Source organism: Stenotrophomonas sp. GD03777 (assembly GCF_029842485.1).
GTDB lineage: Bacteria > Pseudomonadota > Gammaproteobacteria > Xanthomonadales > Xanthomonadaceae > Stenotrophomonas > Stenotrophomonas sepilia.
Map to the genome: position 1 here is coordinate 1 of NZ_JAOCGL010000027.1, position 18,680 is coordinate 18,680.

Annotated in this window: 19 protein-coding genes; 7 read left to right on the top strand and 12 right to left on the bottom strand. The window is 67.3% G+C overall.

Annotated elements, in window-relative coordinates:
• Positions 1 to 75: 75 nt before the first annotated feature.
• The 3 genes from N5E02_RS08270 to N5E02_RS08280 are packed head-to-tail and all read right to left on the bottom strand — an operon-like array spanning position 76 to position 2,096.
• The gene (locus tag N5E02_RS08270) at positions 76 to 1,026 is read right to left on the bottom strand and encodes an aspartate carbamoyltransferase catalytic subunit (RefSeq protein WP_065177948.1); all 951 of its coding nucleotides are present in this window, start codon (positions 1,024 to 1,026) and stop codon (positions 76 to 78) included.
• Positions 1,027 to 1,042: 16 nt separating this feature from the next.
• The gene (gene ruvX, locus N5E02_RS08275; protein WP_005408378.1) at positions 1,043 to 1,537 is read right to left on the bottom strand and encodes a Holliday junction resolvase RuvX; all 495 of its coding nucleotides are present in this window, start codon (positions 1,535 to 1,537) and stop codon (positions 1,043 to 1,045) included.
• Positions 1,530 to 2,096, bottom strand: coding sequence for a YqgE/AlgH family protein (locus tag N5E02_RS08280; protein WP_049410646.1), 567 nt, complete (start codon positions 2,094 to 2,096; stop codon positions 1,530 to 1,532). Before N5E02_RS08280 ends, ruvX begins: the two co-directional genes overlap by 8 nt.
• A 91-nt stretch (positions 2,097 to 2,187) precedes the next feature.
• On the opposite strand from N5E02_RS08280, the gene N5E02_RS08285 reads away from it, so the two are divergent.
• Both N5E02_RS08285 and N5E02_RS08290 read left to right on the top strand, forming a co-directional pair.
• Positions 2,188 to 3,981, top strand: coding sequence for a DUF4153 domain-containing protein (locus tag N5E02_RS08285; RefSeq protein ID WP_065185823.1), 1,794 nt, complete (start codon positions 2,188 to 2,190; stop codon positions 3,979 to 3,981).
• Positions 3,978 to 4,523 carry a DNA-3-methyladenine glycosylase I gene (locus tag N5E02_RS08290; RefSeq protein ID WP_005415544.1) on the top strand — a complete coding sequence of 182 codons (546 nt, stop codon included), beginning with the start codon at positions 3,978 to 3,980 and terminating at the stop codon, positions 4,521 to 4,523. Before N5E02_RS08285 ends, N5E02_RS08290 begins: the two co-directional genes overlap by 4 nt.
• An 82-nt stretch (positions 4,524 to 4,605) precedes the next feature.
• On the opposite strand, the gene N5E02_RS08295 is transcribed toward N5E02_RS08290, so the two are convergent.
• Positions 4,606 to 5,313: a YitT family protein gene (locus N5E02_RS08295; protein ID WP_005415543.1), complete on the bottom strand. Its 708-nt coding sequence runs from the start codon at positions 5,311 to 5,313 to the stop codon at positions 4,606 to 4,608.
• Between the two features lie 111 nt (positions 5,314 to 5,424).
• Positions 5,425 to 5,637, bottom strand: a complete 213-nt coding sequence (locus N5E02_RS08300; RefSeq protein ID WP_005415542.1) for a DUF4287 domain-containing protein — start codon at positions 5,635 to 5,637, stop codon at positions 5,425 to 5,427.
• A 312-nt stretch (positions 5,638 to 5,949) separates the two neighbouring features.
• Between N5E02_RS08300 and N5E02_RS08305 the strand changes: the two genes are divergently transcribed.
• A complete protein-coding gene (locus N5E02_RS08305) occupies positions 5,950 to 6,849 on the top strand; it encodes a LysR family transcriptional regulator (protein ID WP_279946166.1) in 900 nt (299 codons plus the stop codon).
• Positions 6,850 to 6,920: 71 nt separating this feature from the next.
• On the opposite strand, the gene N5E02_RS08310 is transcribed toward N5E02_RS08305, so the two are convergent.
• The 3 genes from N5E02_RS08310 to N5E02_RS08320 all read right to left on the bottom strand — a co-directional run bounded on the left by N5E02_RS08310 (position 6,921) and on the right by N5E02_RS08320 (position 10,282).
• Positions 6,921 to 7,880 carry an aldo/keto reductase gene (locus tag N5E02_RS08310; protein ID WP_279946167.1) on the bottom strand — a complete coding sequence of 320 codons (960 nt, stop codon included), beginning with the start codon at positions 7,878 to 7,880 and terminating at the stop codon, positions 6,921 to 6,923.
• Between the two features lie 121 nt (positions 7,881 to 8,001).
• On the bottom strand, positions 8,002 to 9,144 hold the full coding sequence (locus N5E02_RS08315; protein ID WP_005408369.1) for a PilT/PilU family type 4a pilus ATPase: 1,143 nt from the start codon (positions 9,142 to 9,144) through the stop codon (positions 8,002 to 8,004).
• 100 nt (positions 9,145 to 9,244) lie between these two features.
• Positions 9,245 to 10,282: a type IV pilus twitching motility protein PilT gene (locus N5E02_RS08320; RefSeq protein ID WP_004147099.1), complete on the bottom strand. Its 1,038-nt coding sequence runs from the start codon at positions 10,280 to 10,282 to the stop codon at positions 9,245 to 9,247.
• A gap of 87 nt (positions 10,283 to 10,369) precedes the next feature.
• Between N5E02_RS08320 and N5E02_RS08325 the strand changes: the two genes are divergently transcribed.
• Positions 10,370 to 11,047, top strand: coding sequence for a YggS family pyridoxal phosphate-dependent enzyme (locus N5E02_RS08325; RefSeq protein WP_262090362.1), 678 nt, complete (start codon positions 10,370 to 10,372; stop codon positions 11,045 to 11,047).
• Positions 11,048 to 11,065: 18 nt separating this feature from the next.
• On the top strand, positions 11,066 to 11,887 hold the full coding sequence (proC, locus tag N5E02_RS08330) for a pyrroline-5-carboxylate reductase (protein WP_065177953.1): 822 nt from the start codon (positions 11,066 to 11,068) through the stop codon (positions 11,885 to 11,887).
• Between the two features lie 60 nt (positions 11,888 to 11,947).
• On the opposite strand, the gene N5E02_RS08335 is transcribed toward proC, so the two are convergent.
• Positions 11,948 to 12,823, bottom strand: a complete 876-nt coding sequence (locus N5E02_RS08335) for a LysR family transcriptional regulator (RefSeq protein ID WP_262219797.1) — start codon at positions 12,821 to 12,823, stop codon at positions 11,948 to 11,950.
• A 98-nt stretch (positions 12,824 to 12,921) separates the two neighbouring features.
• On the opposite strand from N5E02_RS08335, the gene N5E02_RS08340 reads away from it, so the two are divergent.
• Entirely contained in the window at positions 12,922 to 13,524 is a 603-nt protein-coding gene (locus N5E02_RS08340) for a short chain dehydrogenase (RefSeq protein WP_279946168.1), read from the top strand.
• Between the two features lie 78 nt (positions 13,525 to 13,602).
• Here N5E02_RS08340 and soxR read toward each other — a convergent pair whose 3' ends face one another.
• Positions 13,603 to 14,037, bottom strand: a complete 435-nt coding sequence (soxR, locus tag N5E02_RS08345) for a redox-sensitive transcriptional activator SoxR (RefSeq protein ID WP_005415534.1) — start codon at positions 14,035 to 14,037, stop codon at positions 13,603 to 13,605.
• Positions 14,038 to 14,066: 29 nt separating this feature from the next.
• Between soxR and N5E02_RS08350 the strand changes: the two genes are divergently transcribed.
• On the top strand, positions 14,067 to 15,488 hold the full coding sequence (locus N5E02_RS08350; RefSeq protein ID WP_279946169.1) for an MFS transporter: 1,422 nt from the start codon (positions 14,067 to 14,069) through the stop codon (positions 15,486 to 15,488).
• Positions 15,489 to 15,575: 87 nt separating this feature from the next.
• On the opposite strand, the gene N5E02_RS08355 is transcribed toward N5E02_RS08350, so the two are convergent.
• Together N5E02_RS08355 and N5E02_RS08360 are read right to left on the bottom strand one after the other, a co-directional pair.
• Positions 15,576 to 17,597: an alpha/beta hydrolase gene (locus tag N5E02_RS08355; RefSeq protein ID WP_279946170.1), complete on the bottom strand. Its 2,022-nt coding sequence runs from the start codon at positions 17,595 to 17,597 to the stop codon at positions 15,576 to 15,578.
• A complete protein-coding gene (locus N5E02_RS08360) occupies positions 17,597 to 18,571 on the bottom strand; it encodes a DUF4105 domain-containing protein (protein WP_279946178.1) in 975 nt (324 codons plus the stop codon). The genes N5E02_RS08355 and N5E02_RS08360 overlap by 1 nt, the downstream gene beginning before the upstream one ends.
• Positions 18,572 to 18,680: the final 109 nt, after the last annotated feature.

Sequence of the window (18,680 nt, forward strand, 5' to 3'; positions counted from 1 at the left end):
CAACGGTCGGTACCCACCGGGCCGGATGAGGACAGATCAGCCGTGCCGACCAACGGTCGGCACCCACCAAAGTGCTCAGCCCAGCAAGGTTTCCAGCACGGCCATGCGCACCGCGACGCCGTTGGCGACCTGGCGCAGCACCCACGATTGCGGGCCATCGGCCACGTCATCGGTCACTTCCACGCCACGGTTGATCGGGCCCGGGTGCAACACGGCCGCATCCTTGCCGGCACGCGCCAGGCGCTCGCGGGTCAGGCCGTACTGCGCGTGGTACTGCTCCAGCGACGGCACCAGGCCTTCTTCCATGCGCTCGCGCTGCAGGCGCAGCATCATCAGCGCGTCGACGCCTTCCAGCATCGCGTCGAAATCATCGCCGACCACGCAGCCCTTCAGGGTCTCATCATCCGGCAGCAGCGACTGCGGGCCGCATACGCGGATCTCGCCCACGCCCAGCGTGCGCAGCGCGTGCAGGTCGGTGCGGGCCACCCGCGAGTGCTTCACATCGCCGACGATCACCACTTTCAGCTTCGAGAAATCCGGGCCCTTGGCCTGGCGCAGGGTCAGCATGTCGAGCAGGCCCTGGGTGGGGTGCGAACTGCGGCCGTCGCCGGCATTGATCAGCGCGGTGCCCTCGCCCGCAGCGTCGGCAAGCGCGGCCACGGCGCCGTCATCGGGGTGGCGCACCACGAAGCCGCGCACGCCCATCGCTTCCAGGTTGCGCAGCGTGTCGCAGGCGGTTTCGCCCTTGCGCGTGGACGAGGTCGAGGCATCGAAGTTCAGCACATCGGCCCCGAGGCGCTGCGCGGCCAGCTGGAACGAGCTGCGGGTGCGCGTGGACGGCTCGAAGAACAGCGTGCACACCGCCGAACCAGCCAGCACGTGGCGCTTGTTGCCGACACGGCCGACTGCGGCGTCGCGGATCTGCCCAGCCCGATCGAGCAACTGCAGCAGGGTTTCGCGCGGCAGGCCCTCCAGGGTCAGCAGGTGGCGCAGGCGTCCGGAGACATCGATTTGCTGGGCAGTCATGGCGGGAGTCGTGCAGTCAGGGAATGGGGGTGGCGTCGTCGGGGGACGACAGCCAGCGGTCGATGATCACCGCCGCGGCCACGGCGTCGAGGGCGGCCGCATCACGGCGACGCTTGCGCCCTTCGGCGCGCTCGACGGCGAAACGGCGGGCAGCCTCGACCGAGCTGGAACGCTCGTCGATCATCACCACCGGCAGCTTGAAGCGCTCCCGCAGCTGGCGGGCAAAGCCCTGCGCACGCTTGCGGTTGGGCTGGTCCTGGCCGTCCAGGGTCAGCGGGTCGCCGACCACCAGGCCGTCGGGCTTCCATTCCTTGAGCAGGCGTTCGATCGCGGTCCAGTCCGGGCCGTTGCCGTGCACATCGACCACCGCCACCGCGCGCGCATGCGCGGCAAAGGCACTGCCGATGGCCACGCCGATCCGCCGCGAGCCGACATCAAAACCCAGGACCGTGCCGTCACGACGGATGGCCGGGGCAGCAGAATCCGGTGCGGGCGTGATGGGCTCAGACATGGCCGCTGTAGTCAGTCAGCCGGAACAGGTCGACACCGATACGCGAAGCCGCACCCTGCCAGCGCTGCTCCAGCGGCAGCTGGAACACCAGCTCGGCATCGGCCGGCACGGTCAGCCAGCTGTTCTCGGACAGCTCGCTTTCCAGCTGCCCTGCGCCCCAACCGGCACAGCCGAGGGTGACCACCGCATTGGCCGGGCCTTCGCCGCGCGCCATCGCTTCGAGGATGTCGCGCGAGGTGGTCAGGTACAGGCCGTGGCCCACGGTCAGGCTGGAATCCCACGCGCGCGCGTCGTCATGGATGACGAAGCCGCGCTCGGGATGCACCGGGCCGCCATTGAGCACCATGCGCGCCTGCAGGTCGCCATCACCGGTGGTGATGTCCATCTGCGCGAGCACTTCACCCAGCGTGTATTCGGAAGGCTGGTTGACCAGCACGCCCATCGCCCCGTTCTCGTCGTGCTGGCAGATCAGCGCGACGCTGCGGGCAAAGGTCGCGTCGAGCAGCGACGGCAGCGCGACGAGCAGGTGATCGGCAAGGGAGGTCGGCATTACAGGCATGGGCCCATTCTACCTGCTGGGGGCGGGATGGTCGCGCGATGGCGCCGAACCACGATGGGCTAGGATGGTGCTTTGCCACGGAAGGTCATTGATGCCGTCTTCTTCGCCCCTGACCCTGCCGGCACGCAGCGCCATCGTCCTGCTTGCCCTGCTGCAGGGCCTGATGCTGTATGCCGCGCAGGAGCTGTCCGATGCCTGGCCATTCCGCGATATCGGCTGGCGCTACTGCTGGTACGCCTGGGTGCTGGCCATTCCCAGCGCGGTGGCGCTGAGCCTGGTCGAGCTGGGCCAGCGCCGACTGTGGCTGCAGGCCGTGCTCGGCTCGGCGGTGGTGCTGGCGCTGGCCGCCTGGATCGGCTGGAACCTCAATGGCGAGACCGCACTGGAGTCGGGCGCGCTGCAGTTTCCGTTGACCCTGGGCATGGGCGTGGCGGTGTTCGTGGCACTGCCCTGGTGGCAGTTCCAGCTGCAGCATGGGCACTGGCGCGCCAGCTACCCCGAGTTGTTCGAGCGCGCCTGGCAGAACGGTTTGACCCTCGCTTTGGCGGCGCTGTTCACCGGGCTGACCTGGCTGCTGCTGTGGCTGTGGGCAGCGCTGTTCCAACTGCTGGACGTGAATGTCTTCCGCGACCTGTTCCGGCAGGACGCTTTCATCGCACTGGCCACCGGCAGCCTGGCCGGGTTCGGCGTGCTGATCGGGCGCACCCAGCACCGTGCGATCCAGATCACCCGCCAGGTGCTGTTCGCGATCTGCCGCGGGCTGCTGCCGCTGCTGTCGTTCATCGCCGTATTGTTCGTGCTGAGCCTGCCGCTTACCGGGCTGGAACCGCTGTGGAAGACCCGTTCGGCCGCCAGCCTGCTGGTGGTGGTGTCGCTGCTGCTGGTGACGTTCACCAATGCGGTCTACCAGCAGGGGGAAGACAGTGTCTCCTACCCTCTGGTGCTGCGCAGGCTGGTCGAAGCCAGCCTGCTGACACTGCCGGTTTACGCCGCGCTGGCACTGTATGCATTGGGCCTGCGCGTGGCGCAGTACGGCTGGACCCTGGATCGCTTCTGGGCGGTGCTCGTCGCATTGGCCACGGCCGGCTATGCCGTGGGCTACGCGCTGGCGGTGCTGCGCCGGCAGCGCCGCTGGCTGCAGATGCTGGAGCCGGTCAACCGCTGGATGTGCTGGGCGGTGCTGGCACTGGCACTGCTGGGCAACTCGCCGCTGCTGGATCCGGTGCGGCTGACCCTGTCCAGCCAGCTGGCGCGCCTGCGTGCGGATCCGCCGGCGATCACCAGCAGCGACGTCAACGTGCTGCGCTTCGATCTGGGGCGCCGTGGCGTGCGGGCGCTGCGCGAACTGCAGCGCGATCCGGCCATCACCGCCGATGCCAACGCGCCACAGGTGATCGCTGCTGCACTGGCACGCACCTCACGCTGGGACGACGGCCACCGCCTCGACAAGGGGCCGCAGGACGTCGCCGCCCTGCAGCGCGCGCTGAAGCTGGCCAAGGGATCCAGTTCTCCACCGGACGACTGGTGGAAAGCTCTGGCCACCCGATCGATCAATGGCGAATCCTGCGCCCAGAGCGAGCGCGACTGCCTGATCGTGCATCGCGACCTGGACGGCGATGGTACCGGCGAGGTGCTGCTGTGCGAGCTGAACACCCACCGTGGACCGGACTGCGTGCTGTACGCACGTGGCAAGGATTCCCAGTGGCGCCGGGCCGGTGCGCTGTTCGGCACCGTCAGCGGCCAGGCCGAGACGATCAACCAGGCCCTGCGTGACGGCAGACTCACGCTCATTCCACCGCGCTGGCCGATGCTGTCCATCGGCGGGCACCCTGCGGTGGCCATCGATCCCGAATCCGAATCCGATTCCAACGAGCCTTCCCCATGAGCGGCTACTGCCTCATCGCCCCGGGCCATCCGGTGCACGACTATTACCACGCCAACGAGTACGGCTTCCCGCAGCGTGACGAGCGCGAGCTGTTCGAGCGGCTGGTGCTGGAAATCAACCAGGCCGGCCTCAGCTGGGAAACGATCCTGAAGAAGCGCGAGGGCTTCCGCGCGGCCTACGACGGCTTCGATGTCGACCGCGTGGCGGCGTATGCCGAGCAGGACATCGAGCGCCTGCTGTCGGACGCAGGCATCATCCGCAACCGGCTGAAGGTACGGGCGGCGATCCACAACGCGCAGGTGATCCAGCAGTTGCGGGCCAGCCATGGCAGCTTCGCGGCGTGGCTGGATGCGCACCACCCGCGCAGCAAGGCCGACTGGGTGAAGCTGTTCAAGAAGACGTTCCGCTTCACCGGCGGCGAGATCACCGGCGAATTCCTGATGAGCCTGGGCTACCTGCCCGGTGCGCACGCCGAGGATTGCCCGGTGCATGCGCGGCTGCTGATGCTGTCGCCGCCGTGGTTGAAGGCTGCCGCCCGCTGATGGATATCCGCCGGGCATGGCCCGGCGCTGCCATGCATGGGTTCCGGTAGTGCCGGCCGCTGGCCGGCAACACCGTTGAACGTCACACGCCCATGTAGCGGCCGGGGCGGTGGTTGAACATCAGCACCAGGCTGAGCACCACCGCGCCGATGGCCGAATACAGCACCTTCGACGGCGACAACACGAAGAACGCGGCCACCATCAGGCACGCGTCGTAGGACATCTGCACCTTGCCCGCGCTCCAGCCACGGGTGCGCTGCAGGTACACCGCCAGGATGCCGATGCCGCCAAGGCTTGCACGGTGGCGGATGAAGAACAGGATGCCCAGGCCGGACAACGCACCGCCGACAATCGCCGAGTACAGCGGGTTGATGTGCGAGAAGTCGATCCAGCGCGGCAGCAGGTCGGTCAGCACGCCACAGGCGGTGACCGCGGCGAAGGTCTTCAGGGTGAATTCCCAGCCCATGCGCCGCAGCGCCACCCAGTAGAACGGCAGGTTGACCAGCACGAACACCAGGCCGAAGTTCCAGCCCATCGCGTAGTGCAGCAGGAAGGCCATGCCCGCCATGCCGCCGATCATCAGCCCGCCCTTGGCGAAGATGGCCAGGCCCAGCGAGGCCACCATCGTGGCCAGCACCATGCCCTGCACGTCCTCGGCGATCGAGTGACGCAGCGCTTTGTCGTCGGCGGTGGTGCCGGCGCTGTCGGGCGGCGGGGTCAGCGGACCGGCGGTGACCAGGTGGCCGTCAGCGTCGTCGCACGGCGCGGGGCCATGGGAGGGAAGGGACATGCGGGTGGGGGAACAGCAGGTGGGGAGCGCTATTAGACACGATCCGCATGACAGTTGCAGATGAAATCGTTCAGCTGAATGCGTCCCACCCTGCCCTCCGCCGGCCGCTGGTTACCCCTTGCCGGCCAGGTGGTATGCCACCAGCGCGTTGGCGTGGCCATGGCCCAGGCCGTGCTCGCTCTTCAGGAAGCTGACCAGTTCCATGTGTTTCAGGCCCTTCTTCCCCGCCAGCAGCCCGAACCAGTGCGCCACCGGCTGCCCGTAGGTCTTCTCGATGGAGGGGAAGTACGAGGCCGGGCCTTTCGGCTTGGTGCCAGTGCTCATGTGCAGCCCCCGTTGTTGAAGTCATTCATTTGACGAACCACAGACGCAGAAATCGACACACCCTCACGTAGTGGGGCCGGATCCCGTGCCGACCAACGGTCGGCACCCACCGACAGCAGCGGGAAACTGTCGAAGGCGGGGTGGGTCCGGTTGCGGGGGCGTGAGCGCCATGGATGGCGCGACCGAGGCTACATGGACGTACTTGCGCCGTCCCCCGCGACCTGAGCCACCTCGCCTTCCACAGGAAGCCAGCTTTTGACGTTGACGTTGTTTCGGCAGGTGCCGGGCGCAGCCCGGCCGTATCATCCCCGCATGCCCCGCGAAAATCTCAACGATCTGCAGGCCTTTGTCCACGTTGCCCGCGAGGGCAGCTTCACCAAGGCTGCCGCCCAACTGGGCGTGTCCCAGTCCGCGCTCAGCCATGCCATGCGCGGACTGGAGCAGCGCCTGGGCGTGCGCCTGCTGACCCGCACCACCCGCAGCGTCTCGACCACCGAAGCCGGTGCCCGCCTGCTCGATACCCTGGCCCCGCGCCTGGCCGAGATCGAGGACGGGCTGGCCGCGCTGGCCGAGTACCGTGAACGCCCGGCCGGCACCATCCGCATCAATGCCACCGGCCACGCCGCCGAGTACATCGCCTGGCCCAGGCTGGCGCCGTTGCTGCGGCAGTATCCGGATTTGAAGGTGGAACTGGCGGCCGACTACGGGTTGGCCGACATCGTGGCCGAGCGCTACGACATCGGCATCCGCCTGGGCGAGCGGCTGGCGCGCGACATGATCGCCGTACCGATCAGCCCGCCGCTGCGCATGCGCGTGGTCGGGGCGCCCAGCTACTTCCGCCAGCACGTGGTGCCGCGGCATCCGGACGACCTGGCCGGGCACAACTGCGTGACCCTGCGGCTGCCTACGCATGGTGGGCTGATGCCGTGGGATTTCGGCCAGGACGGCAATGAACTGAGCGTGCGCGTGAGCGGCCAGTGGACGTTCAACACCATGGGCATGACCCGCACCGCTGCGCTGGCAGGCAGCGGATTGGCCTGGCTGCCGGAAGACCAGGTGCAGCCGATGCTGGACGATGGCCGGCTGCAATCAGTGCTGGACGACTGGTGCCCGCACTTCGATGGCTACTACGCGTACTACCCTTCGCGCCGCCACGTGACCGTGGCGATGCGGACGGTGCTTGATGCGCTGCGCGGGCCGATGGCTGGATGAGGTGTGCGGACCAACGGTCCGCACCCACCTCGGTCCGCACCCGGTGATCAGCCCTTGGCCTGTGCCGCACGCTACGGGTTGTAACGCTCGCCAACGATCGACACTTCGTCCAGCGCCTGCGCGATGCGTTGCAGTTCTTCCGGTGCCAGCTGCAGGTCGACCGCGCCCAGGTTCTCTTCCAGGCGATGAACCTTGGTGGTGCCCGGAATCGGCACGATCCACGGTGCCTGCGCGAGCAGCCAGGCCAGTGCGACCTGCGCAGGCGTCGCACCGCGCGCTGCCGCAATCGTGCTGATGCGATCCACCAGCGCCTGATTGGCGCGGCGCGCCTCCACTTCGAAACGCGGCACGCTGTTACGGAAGTCGTTGGCGTCGAAGGTGGTATCGGCGTTGATCGCACCGGTCAGGAAGCCGCGGCCCAGCGGGCTGAACGGCACGAAGCCGATGCCCAGCTCCTGCAGGGTCGGCAGCAGCTCACGCTCCGGTTCGCGCCACCACAACGAGTACTCGCTCTGCACGGCGGTGACCGGCTGCACCGCATGCGCGCGACGCACGGTGGCAGCGCTCGCCTCGGACAGGCCGAAGTGGCCGACCTTGCCCTCGGCGATCAGGTCGCGCACGGTGCCGGCCACATCCTCGATCGGCACGTTCGGGTCGACGCGGTGCTGGTAGAACAGATCGATATAGTCGGTACGCATGCGCTTGAGGCTGGCTTCGGCCACGGCACGGATGTTCTCCGGGCGGCTGTCCAGGCCGGCATCGGTGCGCGCGTCCTTGAAACCAAACTTGGTGGCGATCACCAGCCTGTCGCGGTAGGGCGCCAAGGCCTGGCCGAGCAGGTCTTCGTTGGTGTACGGGCCGTACACCTCGGCGGTGTCGAAGAAGGTCACGCCGCGCTCGACGGCAGCGTGCAGCAGGGCGATGCCCTGGCTCGGTTCGACCGGCTGGCCGTAGGCATGGGTCAGGCCCATGCAACCCAGGCCCAGGGCGGAAACCTTCAGGCCGCTGCGGCCGAGTTCACGTGTCTGCATCGTCGTACTCCAGAGGGGGAGTGCTGACGATACGCCTGCGGTGGCGATGGATTGAGCCGGCTGGACCGCAGTCGGTCATGACTGGAATTCATCAATCCGGTCATGACCGTTGCCGGCCAGGTCAGCGGATTTCGGAGATCTCCACCCCATCCAGCCCCTGCGACAGGGTGCGCGCGTCGCCGCCCTGGCTGAGCTTGATGCGCAGGCGCACCTCGTTCTGCGAATCGGCGTAACGCAGCGCGTCCTCGTAGCTGATCTCGCCGGCCTGGTACAGCTCGAACAGGCTCTGGTCGAAGGTCTTCATGCCCAGCTGGACCGAGTCCTTCATCACTTCCTTCAGCTTGTGGATCTCGCCGTCGCGGATGTAGTCCTGCACCAGCGGCGTGCCCAGCAGGATCTCCATCGCCACCTTGCGCGAGCGGCCATCGGGCGACGGCACCAGCTGCTGCGCGACCACGCCCTTGAGATTCAGCGACAGGTCCATCAGCAGCTGGTTGCGGCGGTCTTCCGGGAAGAAGTTGACGATGCGGTCCATCGCCTGGTTGGCGTTGTTGGCATGCAGGGTGCACAGCACCAGGTGGCCGGTTTCGGCGAACGCGATGGCGTGGTCCATGCCTTCGCGGGTACGCACCTCGCCAATCATGATCACGTCCGGCGCCTGGCGCAGGGTGTTCTTCAGCGCGGCTTCCCAGCTGTCGGTATCGATGCCGACTTCGCGCTGGGTGATGATGCAGCCCTCGTGCTTGTGCACGAATTCGATCGGATCTTCGATGGTGATGATGTGGCCGGTCGAGTTCTGGTTGCGGTAACCGATCATCGCCGCCAGCGAGGTCGATTTACCGGTACCGGTGGCACCGACGAACAGGATGATGCCGCGCTTGGTCATCGCCAGCGTCTTGATGATCGGCGGCAGGCTCAGTTCTTCCACCGTCGGAATGCGCGTCTCGATGCGACGCAGCACCATGCCGACCTGGTTGCGCTGGTAGAAGCAGCTGACGCGGAAGCGGCCGACACCGGACAGGCCGATGGCGAAGTTGCATTCGTGGGTCTTCTCGAATTCCTCGCGCTGCGCCGGGGTCATCACGTTGAGGACCAGGTCGCGGCTCTGCTGCGGCGTGAGCGGGGTCTGCGTGATCGGCGAGATCTTGCCGTTGACCTTCATCGCCGGCGGCATGCCCGCAGTGATGAACAGGTCCGAGGCGCGCTGGTGCGCCATCAGCTTGAGGAACGAAGTGAAATCGATGGTGGTCGCGGTGGTGTTCACGGCAGGCTCCCGGAAAGCGGTTTACCAGGTAACGGTCGGTGGAGGAAACAACACGGGAACAGCAGCGCACTGGTGCACGCTGCCCCGTTACTGCCCCGCCTTACTCGAACAGGCGCTTGTCCTTGGCGTACTCACGGGCCTGGTTTCGGGTGATCAGGCTGCGCTTGACCAGGTCCTGCAGGTGCTGGTCCAGGGTCATCATGCCGTACTGCTGGCCAGTCTGGATGGCCGAGTACATCTGCGCCACCTTGTCCTCGCGGATCAGGTTGCGGATGGCCGGGGTGCCGACCATGATTTCCCACGCTGCGGTACGACCGCCGCCAACCTTCTTCAGCAGCGCCTGCGAAATGACCGCACGCAACGACTCGGACAGCATCGAGCGCACCATCGGCTTTTCGCCGGCCGGGAACACGTCGATGATGCGGTCGATGGTCTTGGCCGCCGAACTGGTATGCAGGGTGCCGAACACCAGGTGGCCGGTTTCCGCTGCGGTCAGTGCCAGGCGGATGGTTTCCAGGTCACGAAGTTCGCCCACCAGGATGATGTCCGGGTCCTCACGCAGCGCCGAGCGCAGTGCTTCATTGAAGCCATGCGTGTCGCGGTGCACTTCGCGCTGGTTGATCAGGCACTTCTGCGAGGTATGCACGAATTCGATCGGATCCTCGACGGTGAGGATGTGGCCGTATTCGTTCTTGTTGATGTAGTCGATCATCGCCGCCAGCGTGGTCGACTTGCCCGAGCCGGTCGGGCCGGTCACCAGGATCAGGCCCTGCGGTTGCTGGATCACCTCGCGGAACAGCGGCGGGCAGGCCAGGTCTTCGAGGGTGAGCACCTCGGACGGAATGGTACGGAACACCGCACCGGCGCCACGGTTCTGGTTGAACGCGTTCACACGGAAGCGCGCCAGCGACGGGATCTCGAAGGAGAAGTCCACTTCGAGGAATTCCTCGTAATCGCGGCGCTGCTTGTCGGACATGATGTCGTACACCAGCGCGTGGACCTGCTTGTGGTCCAGGGCCGGGATGTTGATCCGGCGAACGTCGCCGTCCACGCGGATCATCGGCGGCAGGCCTGCAGACAGGTGCAGGTCGGACGCTTTGTTCTTTACGGAAAACGCCAGCAGTTCGGCGATATCCATGAGCGGCTACTCCCCAATAACGGCTTCGACTGGAAGGATCTTTCCCCGGGCGGCAGTATAGCCTCCTGATTCAACGGAACGCGTTACGTGGCCACTCCCCTGCCCCAGATCCTAAGCAACCTGCATGCCGCCGCCGAGGCGGCCGGCCGGCCCGATCCGCGCCTGCTGGCCGTTTCCAAGACCCAACCGGCCGAGGCCGTGGCTGCGCTGGCCGCACAGGGCCAGCAGGCCTTCGGCGAGAACTATGTGCAGGAAGCGCTGGCCAAGATGCAGGCGCTGCAGCACCTGGCGCTGGAGTGGCATCTGATCGGCCACCTGCAGTCGAACAAGGCCGAGGCGGTGGCCACCCATTTCGACTGGGTGCAGAGCGTGGACCGGCCCAAGCTGGTAACGGCGCTGGCGCGCCACCGCCCGCCCGCACGCGGCCCGCTGAATGTGCTGATCCAGGTCAACATCGACGATGAATCCAGCAAGCACGGCTGTGCACCGGAGGATGTCGAGGGGCTGGCCGCGGCGATTGCCGCCGAACCCACCCTGCGCCTGCGTGGCCTGATGGCGATTCCCGCGCCATGGCCCGAGGCCGAGCGTCGCCGCGATGCATTCGTGCGCATGCGCACACTCTTCCAGTCGCTGGCCGCCCAGCGCGCGCAGGTCGACACGCTGTCGATGGGCATGAGCAGCGACTACGCCGAAGCCATCGCCGAGGGCGCCACCCTGGTGCGCATCGGCACCGCCCTGTTCGGCGCGCGCGCGCGCCCGGCCTGATTTTCCAAGGAGACTTCCATGGCAGCTGATTCCATCACCTTCATCGGCGGCGGCAACATGGCCCGCAGCCTGATCGCCGGCCTGATCCGCCAGGGCGTGCCCGCCGCGCACATCCATGTGGCCGAACCGGTTGCAGCGCTGCGCGAGTCGCTGGCTGCCGACTTCGGCGTGCAGGTACACGACAACGCCACCGATGCCGGCGCACAGGGCAACACCTGGCTGCTGGCGGTGAAGCCGCAGGTGCTGCGTGAGGTCTGCCAGTCGCTGCAGGCACTGGCCCAGGCAAACCGGCCGCTGGTGGTGTCGATCGCTGCCGGCATCACCAGTGCACAGCTGGAGCGCTGGCTGGGTGGCAACCTGCCGGTGGTGCGCGCAATGCCCAATACCCCCGCTCTGCTCGGCGCCGGCGTGACCGGCCTGTATGCCACTGCATCGGTGGATGCGCAGCAGCACGCGCAGGCCGAACAGGTGCTGGCCAGTGCCGGGCGCACGGTGTGGATCGATAGTGAGGCGCTGATGGATTCGGTGACTGCCGTGTCCGGCAGTGGACCGGCCTATGTGTTCCTGCTGGCCGAAGCGATGGAAGCGGCGGGTATCGCCCAGGGCCTGCCGGCCGACGCCGCGCGCACGCTGGTGGTGCAGACCCTGCTGGGCGCCTCGCGCATGCTGGATGAGGCCGGTGAGAGCCCCGCAGAGCTGCGCCGACGCGTGACGTCACCCAACGGCACTACCCAGGCCGCGATCGAGAGCTTCCAGGCTGGCGGCTTCGAGGCACTGGTGGACACCGCACTGCGCGCCGCGCAGGTGCGTGGACAGGAATTGTCTGCGGCGAATGATTGATCCCCTGGGGTCAGATCCCTTTGCCGAGGCAAAGGGATCTGACCCCATCTACCCCGATGATCACTGCCCCAACGTGGCCATGACGAAATCCACGAAGCACTGCAAACGCGGGCGCGGGCGTCGATCGGGCAGGTAGATCAGGTGCATCGGCCGCGGTTCCGGCAGGTAGTCGCGCAGCAGCGGCTTCAACCGTCCCGCTGCGATCTCCGCCGCCAGCAGTGCGGTGGGCTGCAGTACCAGCCCGGCCCCGGCCACGGCGGCTTCGCGCAACGCGAAGCCATCGTTGCTGCTCAGCCGTGCCTCCCAGTCGACCTGTTCGCCGTTGGCCAACTGCCAGCCATGCCCGCCGCGCCAGGCCAGATGGCTCAGGCAGTCGTGCCCTTGCAGGTCATCCGGTGTTCGCGGCGTGCCGCGCCTGCGCAGGTAAGACGGCGCCGCGCACAGGCTCATCGCATACGGCGGCAGCGGCCGCGCCACCACCTCCTGCGATGGCAACGGCCCGACCCGGATCGCCGCGTCGAAGCCATCTTCGATCAGATCCACGCGGCGGTTGCTCAGGTCCAGCTCGATGTTCAACTGCGGCTGCGCACGCAGCAGGCCAGCCAGCTGCGGCGCCAGCACGCAGCTGCCCCAGGCGGTGGGCGCGCTGACCCGCAACAGGCCACGCGGCTGTACCTGCAGGCCGGCCACATCGGCCTCGGCCTGCTGCACCTGCTCCAGCACCTGCCGGCACCCGGCCAGGTAGGCGCTGCCGGCTTCGGTCAAGCGCTGGCGGCGGGTGTTCCGTTGCAGCAACGCGGTGCCCAGATGTGCTTCCAACTGCTGGATGTACTTGCCCACCATCACCGCCGACACCTGCAGCTCTTCGGCGGCCCCTGCAAAGCTGCCGCGTTCGGCCACGGCGACGAAGGCCTGCATGCAGCGAAGGGTATCCATTGCTAATCCAGAGTTAGGAATCTGCGAATCATACGCCGCTTACCTAACCCCACTGTGACGGTGCAGACTGCGCTCACTCCCACACGCAAGGAACGGCCATGAAGATCCTCCTCGTCGGTGCCAGCGGCACCCTCGGCCAGGCAGTCGCCCGCCAGCTGGGCCAGCAGCACCAGATCCTCGCCGCCGGCCGCCACAGCGGTGAGCTGCGCGTCGACCAGACTGACGACGCCAGCGTCGCCGAACTGTTCGCGCGTACCGGTGCAGTCGATGCGGTGATCTCCACCGCCGGCAAGTTGCACTTCGGTCCGCTGCAGGACATGACGCCCGAGCAGTTCAACCTGGGCCTGCAGGACAAGCTGCTGGGCCAGGTGCGGCTGGCACTGGCCGCCCAGCACCACCTCAATGCCGGTGGCTCGATCACCCTGACCAGCGGCATCATCAGCGCGCAGCCGATCCGCGACGGCGTCAACGCCACCGCAGTGAATGCCGCACTGGAAGGCTTCGTGCGCGCTGCCGCACTGGAGCTGCTGCCGCGCGGCCTGCGCATCAACGTGGTCAGCCCGAACGTACTGATCGAATCGATGGCGGCCTACGGCCCCTACTTCCCGGGCTTCGAAGCGGTAAGCGCGCAACGCGCGGCGCTGGCCTTCCAGCGCGCGGTGGAAGGCATCCAGAGCGGCGAGACGATCACGGTCTGGTAAGAAAAAGGGGACGGAGGGGATCAAGTCGTTTTCGTCCGCCGGGCATGGCCCGGCGCTACCGGGAGCGCGTCCCCTTTTTCATTCCCAGCGCATCGGGCCGTCGCCGCGTTCGCCGAGAACGTCGCCAGGATTGGCCAGGCGGCAATGCTGCAGTGACAGGCAGCCACAGCCGATGCAGCCGGTCAGTTCATCGCGCAGCAGCTGCAACATGTGGATGCGCTCTTCCAGCTCGGTGCGCCAGCGCGCGGACAGCTTGGCCCAGTCAGCCTTGGTCGGTGCACGGCCTTCAGGCAGGCTCTCGAAGGCGCGGCCGACCGCTTCCAGTGGCATGCCCACCCGCTGCGCAACGCGGATCACCGCCAGCCGGCGCAGCACGTCGCGGCTGTAACGGCGTTGGTTGCCCGAGGTGCGCAGGCTGCTGATCAGCCCCTTGCGCTCGTAGAAATGCAGTGCGGAAACGGCCACGCCACTGCGCTGCGAGACCTCGCCAACGCTGAGTTCCTGGGATGCCATTGCTTGACCTCAACTATAGTTGAGGTGGCATGCTGCTATCTTCGCCGCCCGTTGACAAGCGCGGCCCGCCCCTGACCGGTATGACCCCGACCCTCTCTCCCGCCGACACCCGCCTGCCGGCTGACACATCGATCCTGTCCGCGCGCTACCGCGCCACCACCCTCGGCATGGTCGCGCTGGTCGCGCTGCACGCCTTCGAAGCATTGGCCGTCGCTGCCGCGATGCCCACGGTGGCCGAAGCACTCAGCGGCCTGCGCCTGTACGCGCTGGCCTTCGGCGGCACACTGGCCACCAGCGTGATGGGCATGACCCTGGCCGGACGCTGGGCCGACCGCCAGGGCCCGGCACGGCCGCTGTGGTACGGCCTGGCCTGCTTCGTGCTGGGCCTGCTGCTGGCCGGCTTCGCCGTGCGCATGGGCATGCTGGTGGCCGGGCGCCTGCTGCAGGGCCTGGGTGCGGGCGCGATTTCGGTCTCGCTGTACGTGATGGTCGGCCGCAGCTACCCCGAGCACCTGCGGCCGAAGGTGTTCGCGGCATTCTCGGCGGGCTGGGTGGTGCCCTCGATGGTCGGCCCGGCGCTGAGCGGCCTGATCGTCCAGCATCTCGGCTGGCGCTGGGTGTTCCTGGCGGTGCCGCTGCTGGCAGTCCCTGCTGCCCTGTTGCTGCGGCCTGCGCTGGCGCGCATGCAGCCCTCCGCCGACAGCAACGACGACGAGGGCCGCGGCAACATCGTGCGCTGGGCAAGTGGTGCATCGCTGGCGGCGCTGCTGCTGTACTTCGGCGGCCAGCAGCACGGTCCGACCGCCCTGCTCTGCATCGGCGTGGCGATGCTGGCGCTGCTGCTATGCGTGCATCGCCTGCTGCCGGCCGGAACGCTGACCCTGCGCAGGGGCCTGCCCAGCGTGATCGCACTGCGCGGCGTCGCCGCTGCCGCATTCTTCGCCTGCGAAGCCTACCTGCCGCTGCTGCTGCAGCGCGAACGCGGGCTCCCGCCCAGCTGGGCCGGCGCGGTGCTCAGCCTCGGCGCACTCGGTTGGTTCGCCGGCTCCTGGCTGCAGGGTCACCAGCAGCGCGGCTGGTCACGCCAGCAGCTGCTGCGCGTCGGCACGGCGATGATGACGGTCGGCATCGCCGCAACGCTTGCGGTGTTGTTCAATGCAGTGCCATTGCCGGTGGCACTGGTGGGCTGGACGGTCACCGGTTTCGGCATGGGCATGATCTACGCCAGCCTCTCGGTACTCACGCTTTCGCTGTCAGCAGCGCATGAGCAGGGTGCCAACACGTCGGCCCTGCAGCTGAGCGAGGCCCTGTCGGTGACCACCGCGCTGGCGGTCTCCGGTGCGTTGTTCGCGCTGTTCGTGGAAAGCGCGCCGCACACCGGCTACCTGCTGTGCCTGGCGATCACCTTCGGCCTGGCGGTGCTGGCTGCGGTGATCGCGCGGCGGGTGTAGCGCCGTCGGGTTTCGGCAGTGCCGGTCGCTGGCCGGCACCATCACGGGATTCCCGCGTGCGCGGAGAGTGCCGGCCAGCGGCTGGCACTACCGGGTCCCCGTCCCCACGTCATCGATATCCCGGTGCAGGATGCGCCGCACTTCCAGCACCGCTTGCGGGGTCTCCTGCACACTGTGGCCGGAAATGATGACCTTCTCCGACTGTGCACCCGGCAGGTGCGCACTCCAGTACGGCACCAGTCCGTCATCGGACTTGTCCACCGGCAGCTCCGGCTTGCGCTGGGCGATGATCGAGTGGTACTTCAGTCCCGCTTCGATCGGCAGCTGCGCTGCGGCCTTGACGAACGGGTCGCTGGCCTTGAGGTTGTCGATGCTGTTGGGAATCTTCGGCTTGGCCGTGCCATCGACCTGCTGCTCGGCCTGCGCCAGCGCCATGAACACGTCCTCGAACTTGCCGAGGATGGTCAGTGGCAGGCGCACCAGCCGGCCCAGCAGGCGCCCGACCTTGTTGCCGGCAATATCGGTGCCCTGGTGCGGCGCAGCGATGAAGATCGCACGCTCCACGTTCGGCTGTGCCTTGAAATGCAGCAACGGCCCCAGCTTGTTCTGCACGCGCTTCAGACGCTCGCCCTTCAGGTCATAGTTGGCCAGCAGGTCGTTCCACAGCACGTCACCGGAATCGCTCACCAGCAGCCGCGCGAGCACGCCGCCCATGCTGTGGCCGATGTAGACCATGTCCTTCGATGCACGCGTGCTGCCATTGGGATCGAAGTGCTTCAGCGTGTCGTTGAACGCATTGGCGATCTCGTAGCGGTTCAGCGCGATCGGTGCGTTGGTCGGGTAATAGACCTGCCACACCTGGAACTGCTGGCGCAGCTCGGGGTCGCCCATGATCTCGTTGGCCAGGTTCACCCAGGCTTCCGGGCTGCTGGCCAGGCCGTGCAGCATGAAGATGATGCGGCGGTTCGGGTCCCACGGCTGCATCAGGTAGATGTGTGGCTCGCCGATGCCCTCGCTCATGCCGAACAGGGTGCGCAGTGACTGCCGGGCGAAACCGCTCTGGGCAAGCCACAGGCCGTAGGCCGCGGTGAAATTGCCGGCCAGCGGCACCTGTTCGCCGTGCAGGGTGATGCGCTCGGTAGCTTCCGGCGAATAGGCATCCAGTTCAACCCGGCGCGTCCGCATCACATCGTCCAGGCTGCTGCCTTCGAAGCGCAGCAACGCGGTGACGTTGATCGAGGACATCTCGCTGAACTCGGGCACCGAATCGTCATGCCGATGACGGCGGCCACGGCGTGCGCCCTCTTCGTCATCCTGCGGTGTCTCCGCCTTCGGGCCCTCAGGCGCGATCACCGGTGCGACCAGCTTCGGCGGGTCCATCACCATCACCAGCTCGGCACCGAAGCCATCACGGCGATAAGTACTGCGCAGCCCGACGAAGCTGACCGTGCCGGCCGGCACCAGCTGCGCGGGAATGCTCTTCAGGTTCAGCTGCTGGTAGTTGGAAGCCAGCGACCAGCTGCCAACCGAGATCGGCTTCGTGTAGTCCTCGCCAGCCAACGCAGCGGCGCGCGCGCGGACGAACAGCACCACCGCCGCCTTCTCGGCCGCGTAGTTGTAGTAGTCACGCACCTGCGTCTGCCGGTCTTCGAAGGCGCGATCCGATGGTGAGCGGCCACTGTAGAACAGGTAGGCATAGGCGTAGCGCGCGGCTTCCAGCCAAGCGTCCAGCGCTGCGTCGCTCATCGGCGGATCGCCGGCTGCGGTCTTCTTCGGCGTCAGCGCCAGCGCGGCCTTCACCCACAGTTCGGACAGCGCAGACAGCCGCTGCTCGACATTGAGATCGTCGGTCATCAGCAGCGTGCTGCGGCAGACCAGGAAGTCCTTCTCGCACTGCGATTCGTCCAGGCCTGCCGCGCTTAGCGTCTCGCGCGCAGCGGGGCTGAGCTTGCCGGTACTGAGCACGTCGGCACGCTTGTTGACCAGCGAATCGCTGGATTTGACCTGCTTGACGGTGACCATCGCGCAACCACTGCTGCCCAGCAGCAGGAAGGCGGCGAACAACACCGGCAGCGCACGCTGCCAGCGGATCAGGAGGAGTCGAGTCATTACTGCGGGTCCTGCTCGGTGCCAGGTACGCCCTGGCGGATCACGGTGGAGAAGTGGTCGCCGCTGCCCAGGTCCAATGCACGCTGGGTGATGCGGCCCTTGTCATGCAGCTCGGCATAAGGCACGCCTGGGGTGAGTGCGCCGACCTCCTGCGCATACTCGGCCAGATACCCGGACAGCAGCAGGCGGTAGTCCAGCGGCAGGCGCGGCGCGATGTGGCGGGCCAGGTCGAAGACGATGGTGGTGCAGTTGCTGGTGAGCGTGTTGTAGAAGCCCGGCCTCGCATCCAGTTCGCGCGCCTGCGCGATGTACGCGGCAAACAGTTCCTTCAGCTGCGCGTGGTCCATGCCGTGCAGGCGGTACAGATAGACATCCTCGCCACGCGCGTTGGTGCGGGTGCGGATGATGTCGGTCTCTTCCGAGGCCACCAGGGTCATCTCGAACTTGCGGAAGAACCCGCCCAGTGCCGAAAACGATTCGCCGCGCTCCTTGCGGATCTCCAGCGAGAACACCACGTGGCGACCGTCCTCGAAACCGAACGAGATGAGGGTGTGGGCGATCGCCGGGCCCATCCAGTACGACAGCACCAGATCGGCCGAGCGCAACTGGTCCAGGTCGTATTCGCGGCGCACCCAGCGCGCGTCGTAGTCGGTTTCGCTGCGCCAGGTGAAATCGCGCACGTTGTCGAACACCACGTGGCGCCCGTCGAAGGACACCACATGCAGGCGCTGGGCCACGTCATCGGCCCACACGCGGTCCTGGCGTGGGGTCAGCAGCAGCCACCACAGGCCGGCCAGCACCAGCGCAGCGCCATACGCCATGCCGAGGCGGCGGTTGCTGCGACCACGCGCGACCCGCCACGACGCCCACAGCGCAAACAGCAGCCACAGCACCGCAATGCCCTTCGCCAGCCAGCCCGGCCCCGGCATCTGATAGGCCAGCAGCCCGGCCACCCACAGCGCTGCCAGCGCCATGGCACTTCCTGTCATCCTACGTCCTGCGGCTTTCACTGGCATCCTGTCGCGGTCCCGAAGCCGCATAGTTAGCCACAAGCGGGTTCACCGTGGCATCTACGGCCTGTTC

What these genes read in the sequence shown, in the direction of transcription:
- N5E02_RS08360 (WP_279946178.1), bottom strand. Translation starts at nt 18,571, where the DNA reads ATGGCGCTGGCAGCGCTGTGGGTGGCCGGGCTGCTGGCCTATCAGATG.
- N5E02_RS08335 (WP_262219797.1), bottom strand. Translation starts at nt 12,823, where the DNA reads ATGGATACCCTTCGCTGCATGCAGGCCTTCGTCGCCGTGGCCGAACGC.
- N5E02_RS08305 (WP_279946166.1), top strand. Translation starts at nt 5,950, where the DNA reads ATGCCCCGCGAAAATCTCAACGATCTGCAGGCCTTTGTCCACGTTGCC.
- N5E02_RS08270 (WP_065177948.1), bottom strand. Translation starts at nt 1,026, where the DNA reads ATGACTGCCCAGCAAATCGATGTCTCCGGACGCCTGCGCCACCTGCTG.
- N5E02_RS08340 (WP_279946168.1), top strand. Translation starts at nt 12,922, where the DNA reads ATGAAGATCCTCCTCGTCGGTGCCAGCGGCACCCTCGGCCAGGCAGTC.
- N5E02_RS08300 (WP_005415542.1), bottom strand. Translation starts at nt 5,637, where the DNA reads ATGAGCACTGGCACCAAGCCGAAAGGCCCGGCCTCGTACTTCCCCTCC.
- N5E02_RS08280 (WP_049410646.1), bottom strand. Translation starts at nt 2,096, where the DNA reads ATGCCTGTAATGCCGACCTCCCTTGCCGATCACCTGCTCGTCGCGCTG.
- N5E02_RS08350 (WP_279946169.1), top strand. Translation starts at nt 14,067, where the DNA reads ATGCTGCTATCTTCGCCGCCCGTTGACAAGCGCGGCCCGCCCCTGACC.
- N5E02_RS08285 (WP_065185823.1), top strand. Translation starts at nt 2,188, where the DNA reads ATGCCGTCTTCTTCGCCCCTGACCCTGCCGGCACGCAGCGCCATCGTC.
- N5E02_RS08310 (WP_279946167.1), bottom strand. Translation starts at nt 7,880, where the DNA reads ATGCAGACACGTGAACTCGGCCGCAGCGGCCTGAAGGTTTCCGCCCTG.
- N5E02_RS08320 (WP_004147099.1), bottom strand. Translation starts at nt 10,282, where the DNA reads ATGGATATCGCCGAACTGCTGGCGTTTTCCGTAAAGAACAAAGCGTCC.
- ruvX (WP_005408378.1), bottom strand. Translation starts at nt 1,537, where the DNA reads ATGTCTGAGCCCATCACGCCCGCACCGGATTCTGCTGCCCCGGCCATC.
- N5E02_RS08355 (WP_279946170.1), bottom strand. Translation starts at nt 17,597, where the DNA reads ATGACTCGACTCCTCCTGATCCGCTGGCAGCGTGCGCTGCCGGTGTTG.
- N5E02_RS08290 (WP_005415544.1), top strand. Translation starts at nt 3,978, where the DNA reads ATGAGCGGCTACTGCCTCATCGCCCCGGGCCATCCGGTGCACGACTAT.
- soxR (WP_005415534.1), bottom strand. Translation starts at nt 14,037, where the DNA reads ATGGCATCCCAGGAACTCAGCGTTGGCGAGGTCTCGCAGCGCAGTGGC.
- proC (WP_065177953.1), top strand. Translation starts at nt 11,066, where the DNA reads ATGGCAGCTGATTCCATCACCTTCATCGGCGGCGGCAACATGGCCCGC.
- N5E02_RS08295 (WP_005415543.1), bottom strand. Translation starts at nt 5,313, where the DNA reads ATGTCCCTTCCCTCCCATGGCCCCGCGCCGTGCGACGACGCTGACGGC.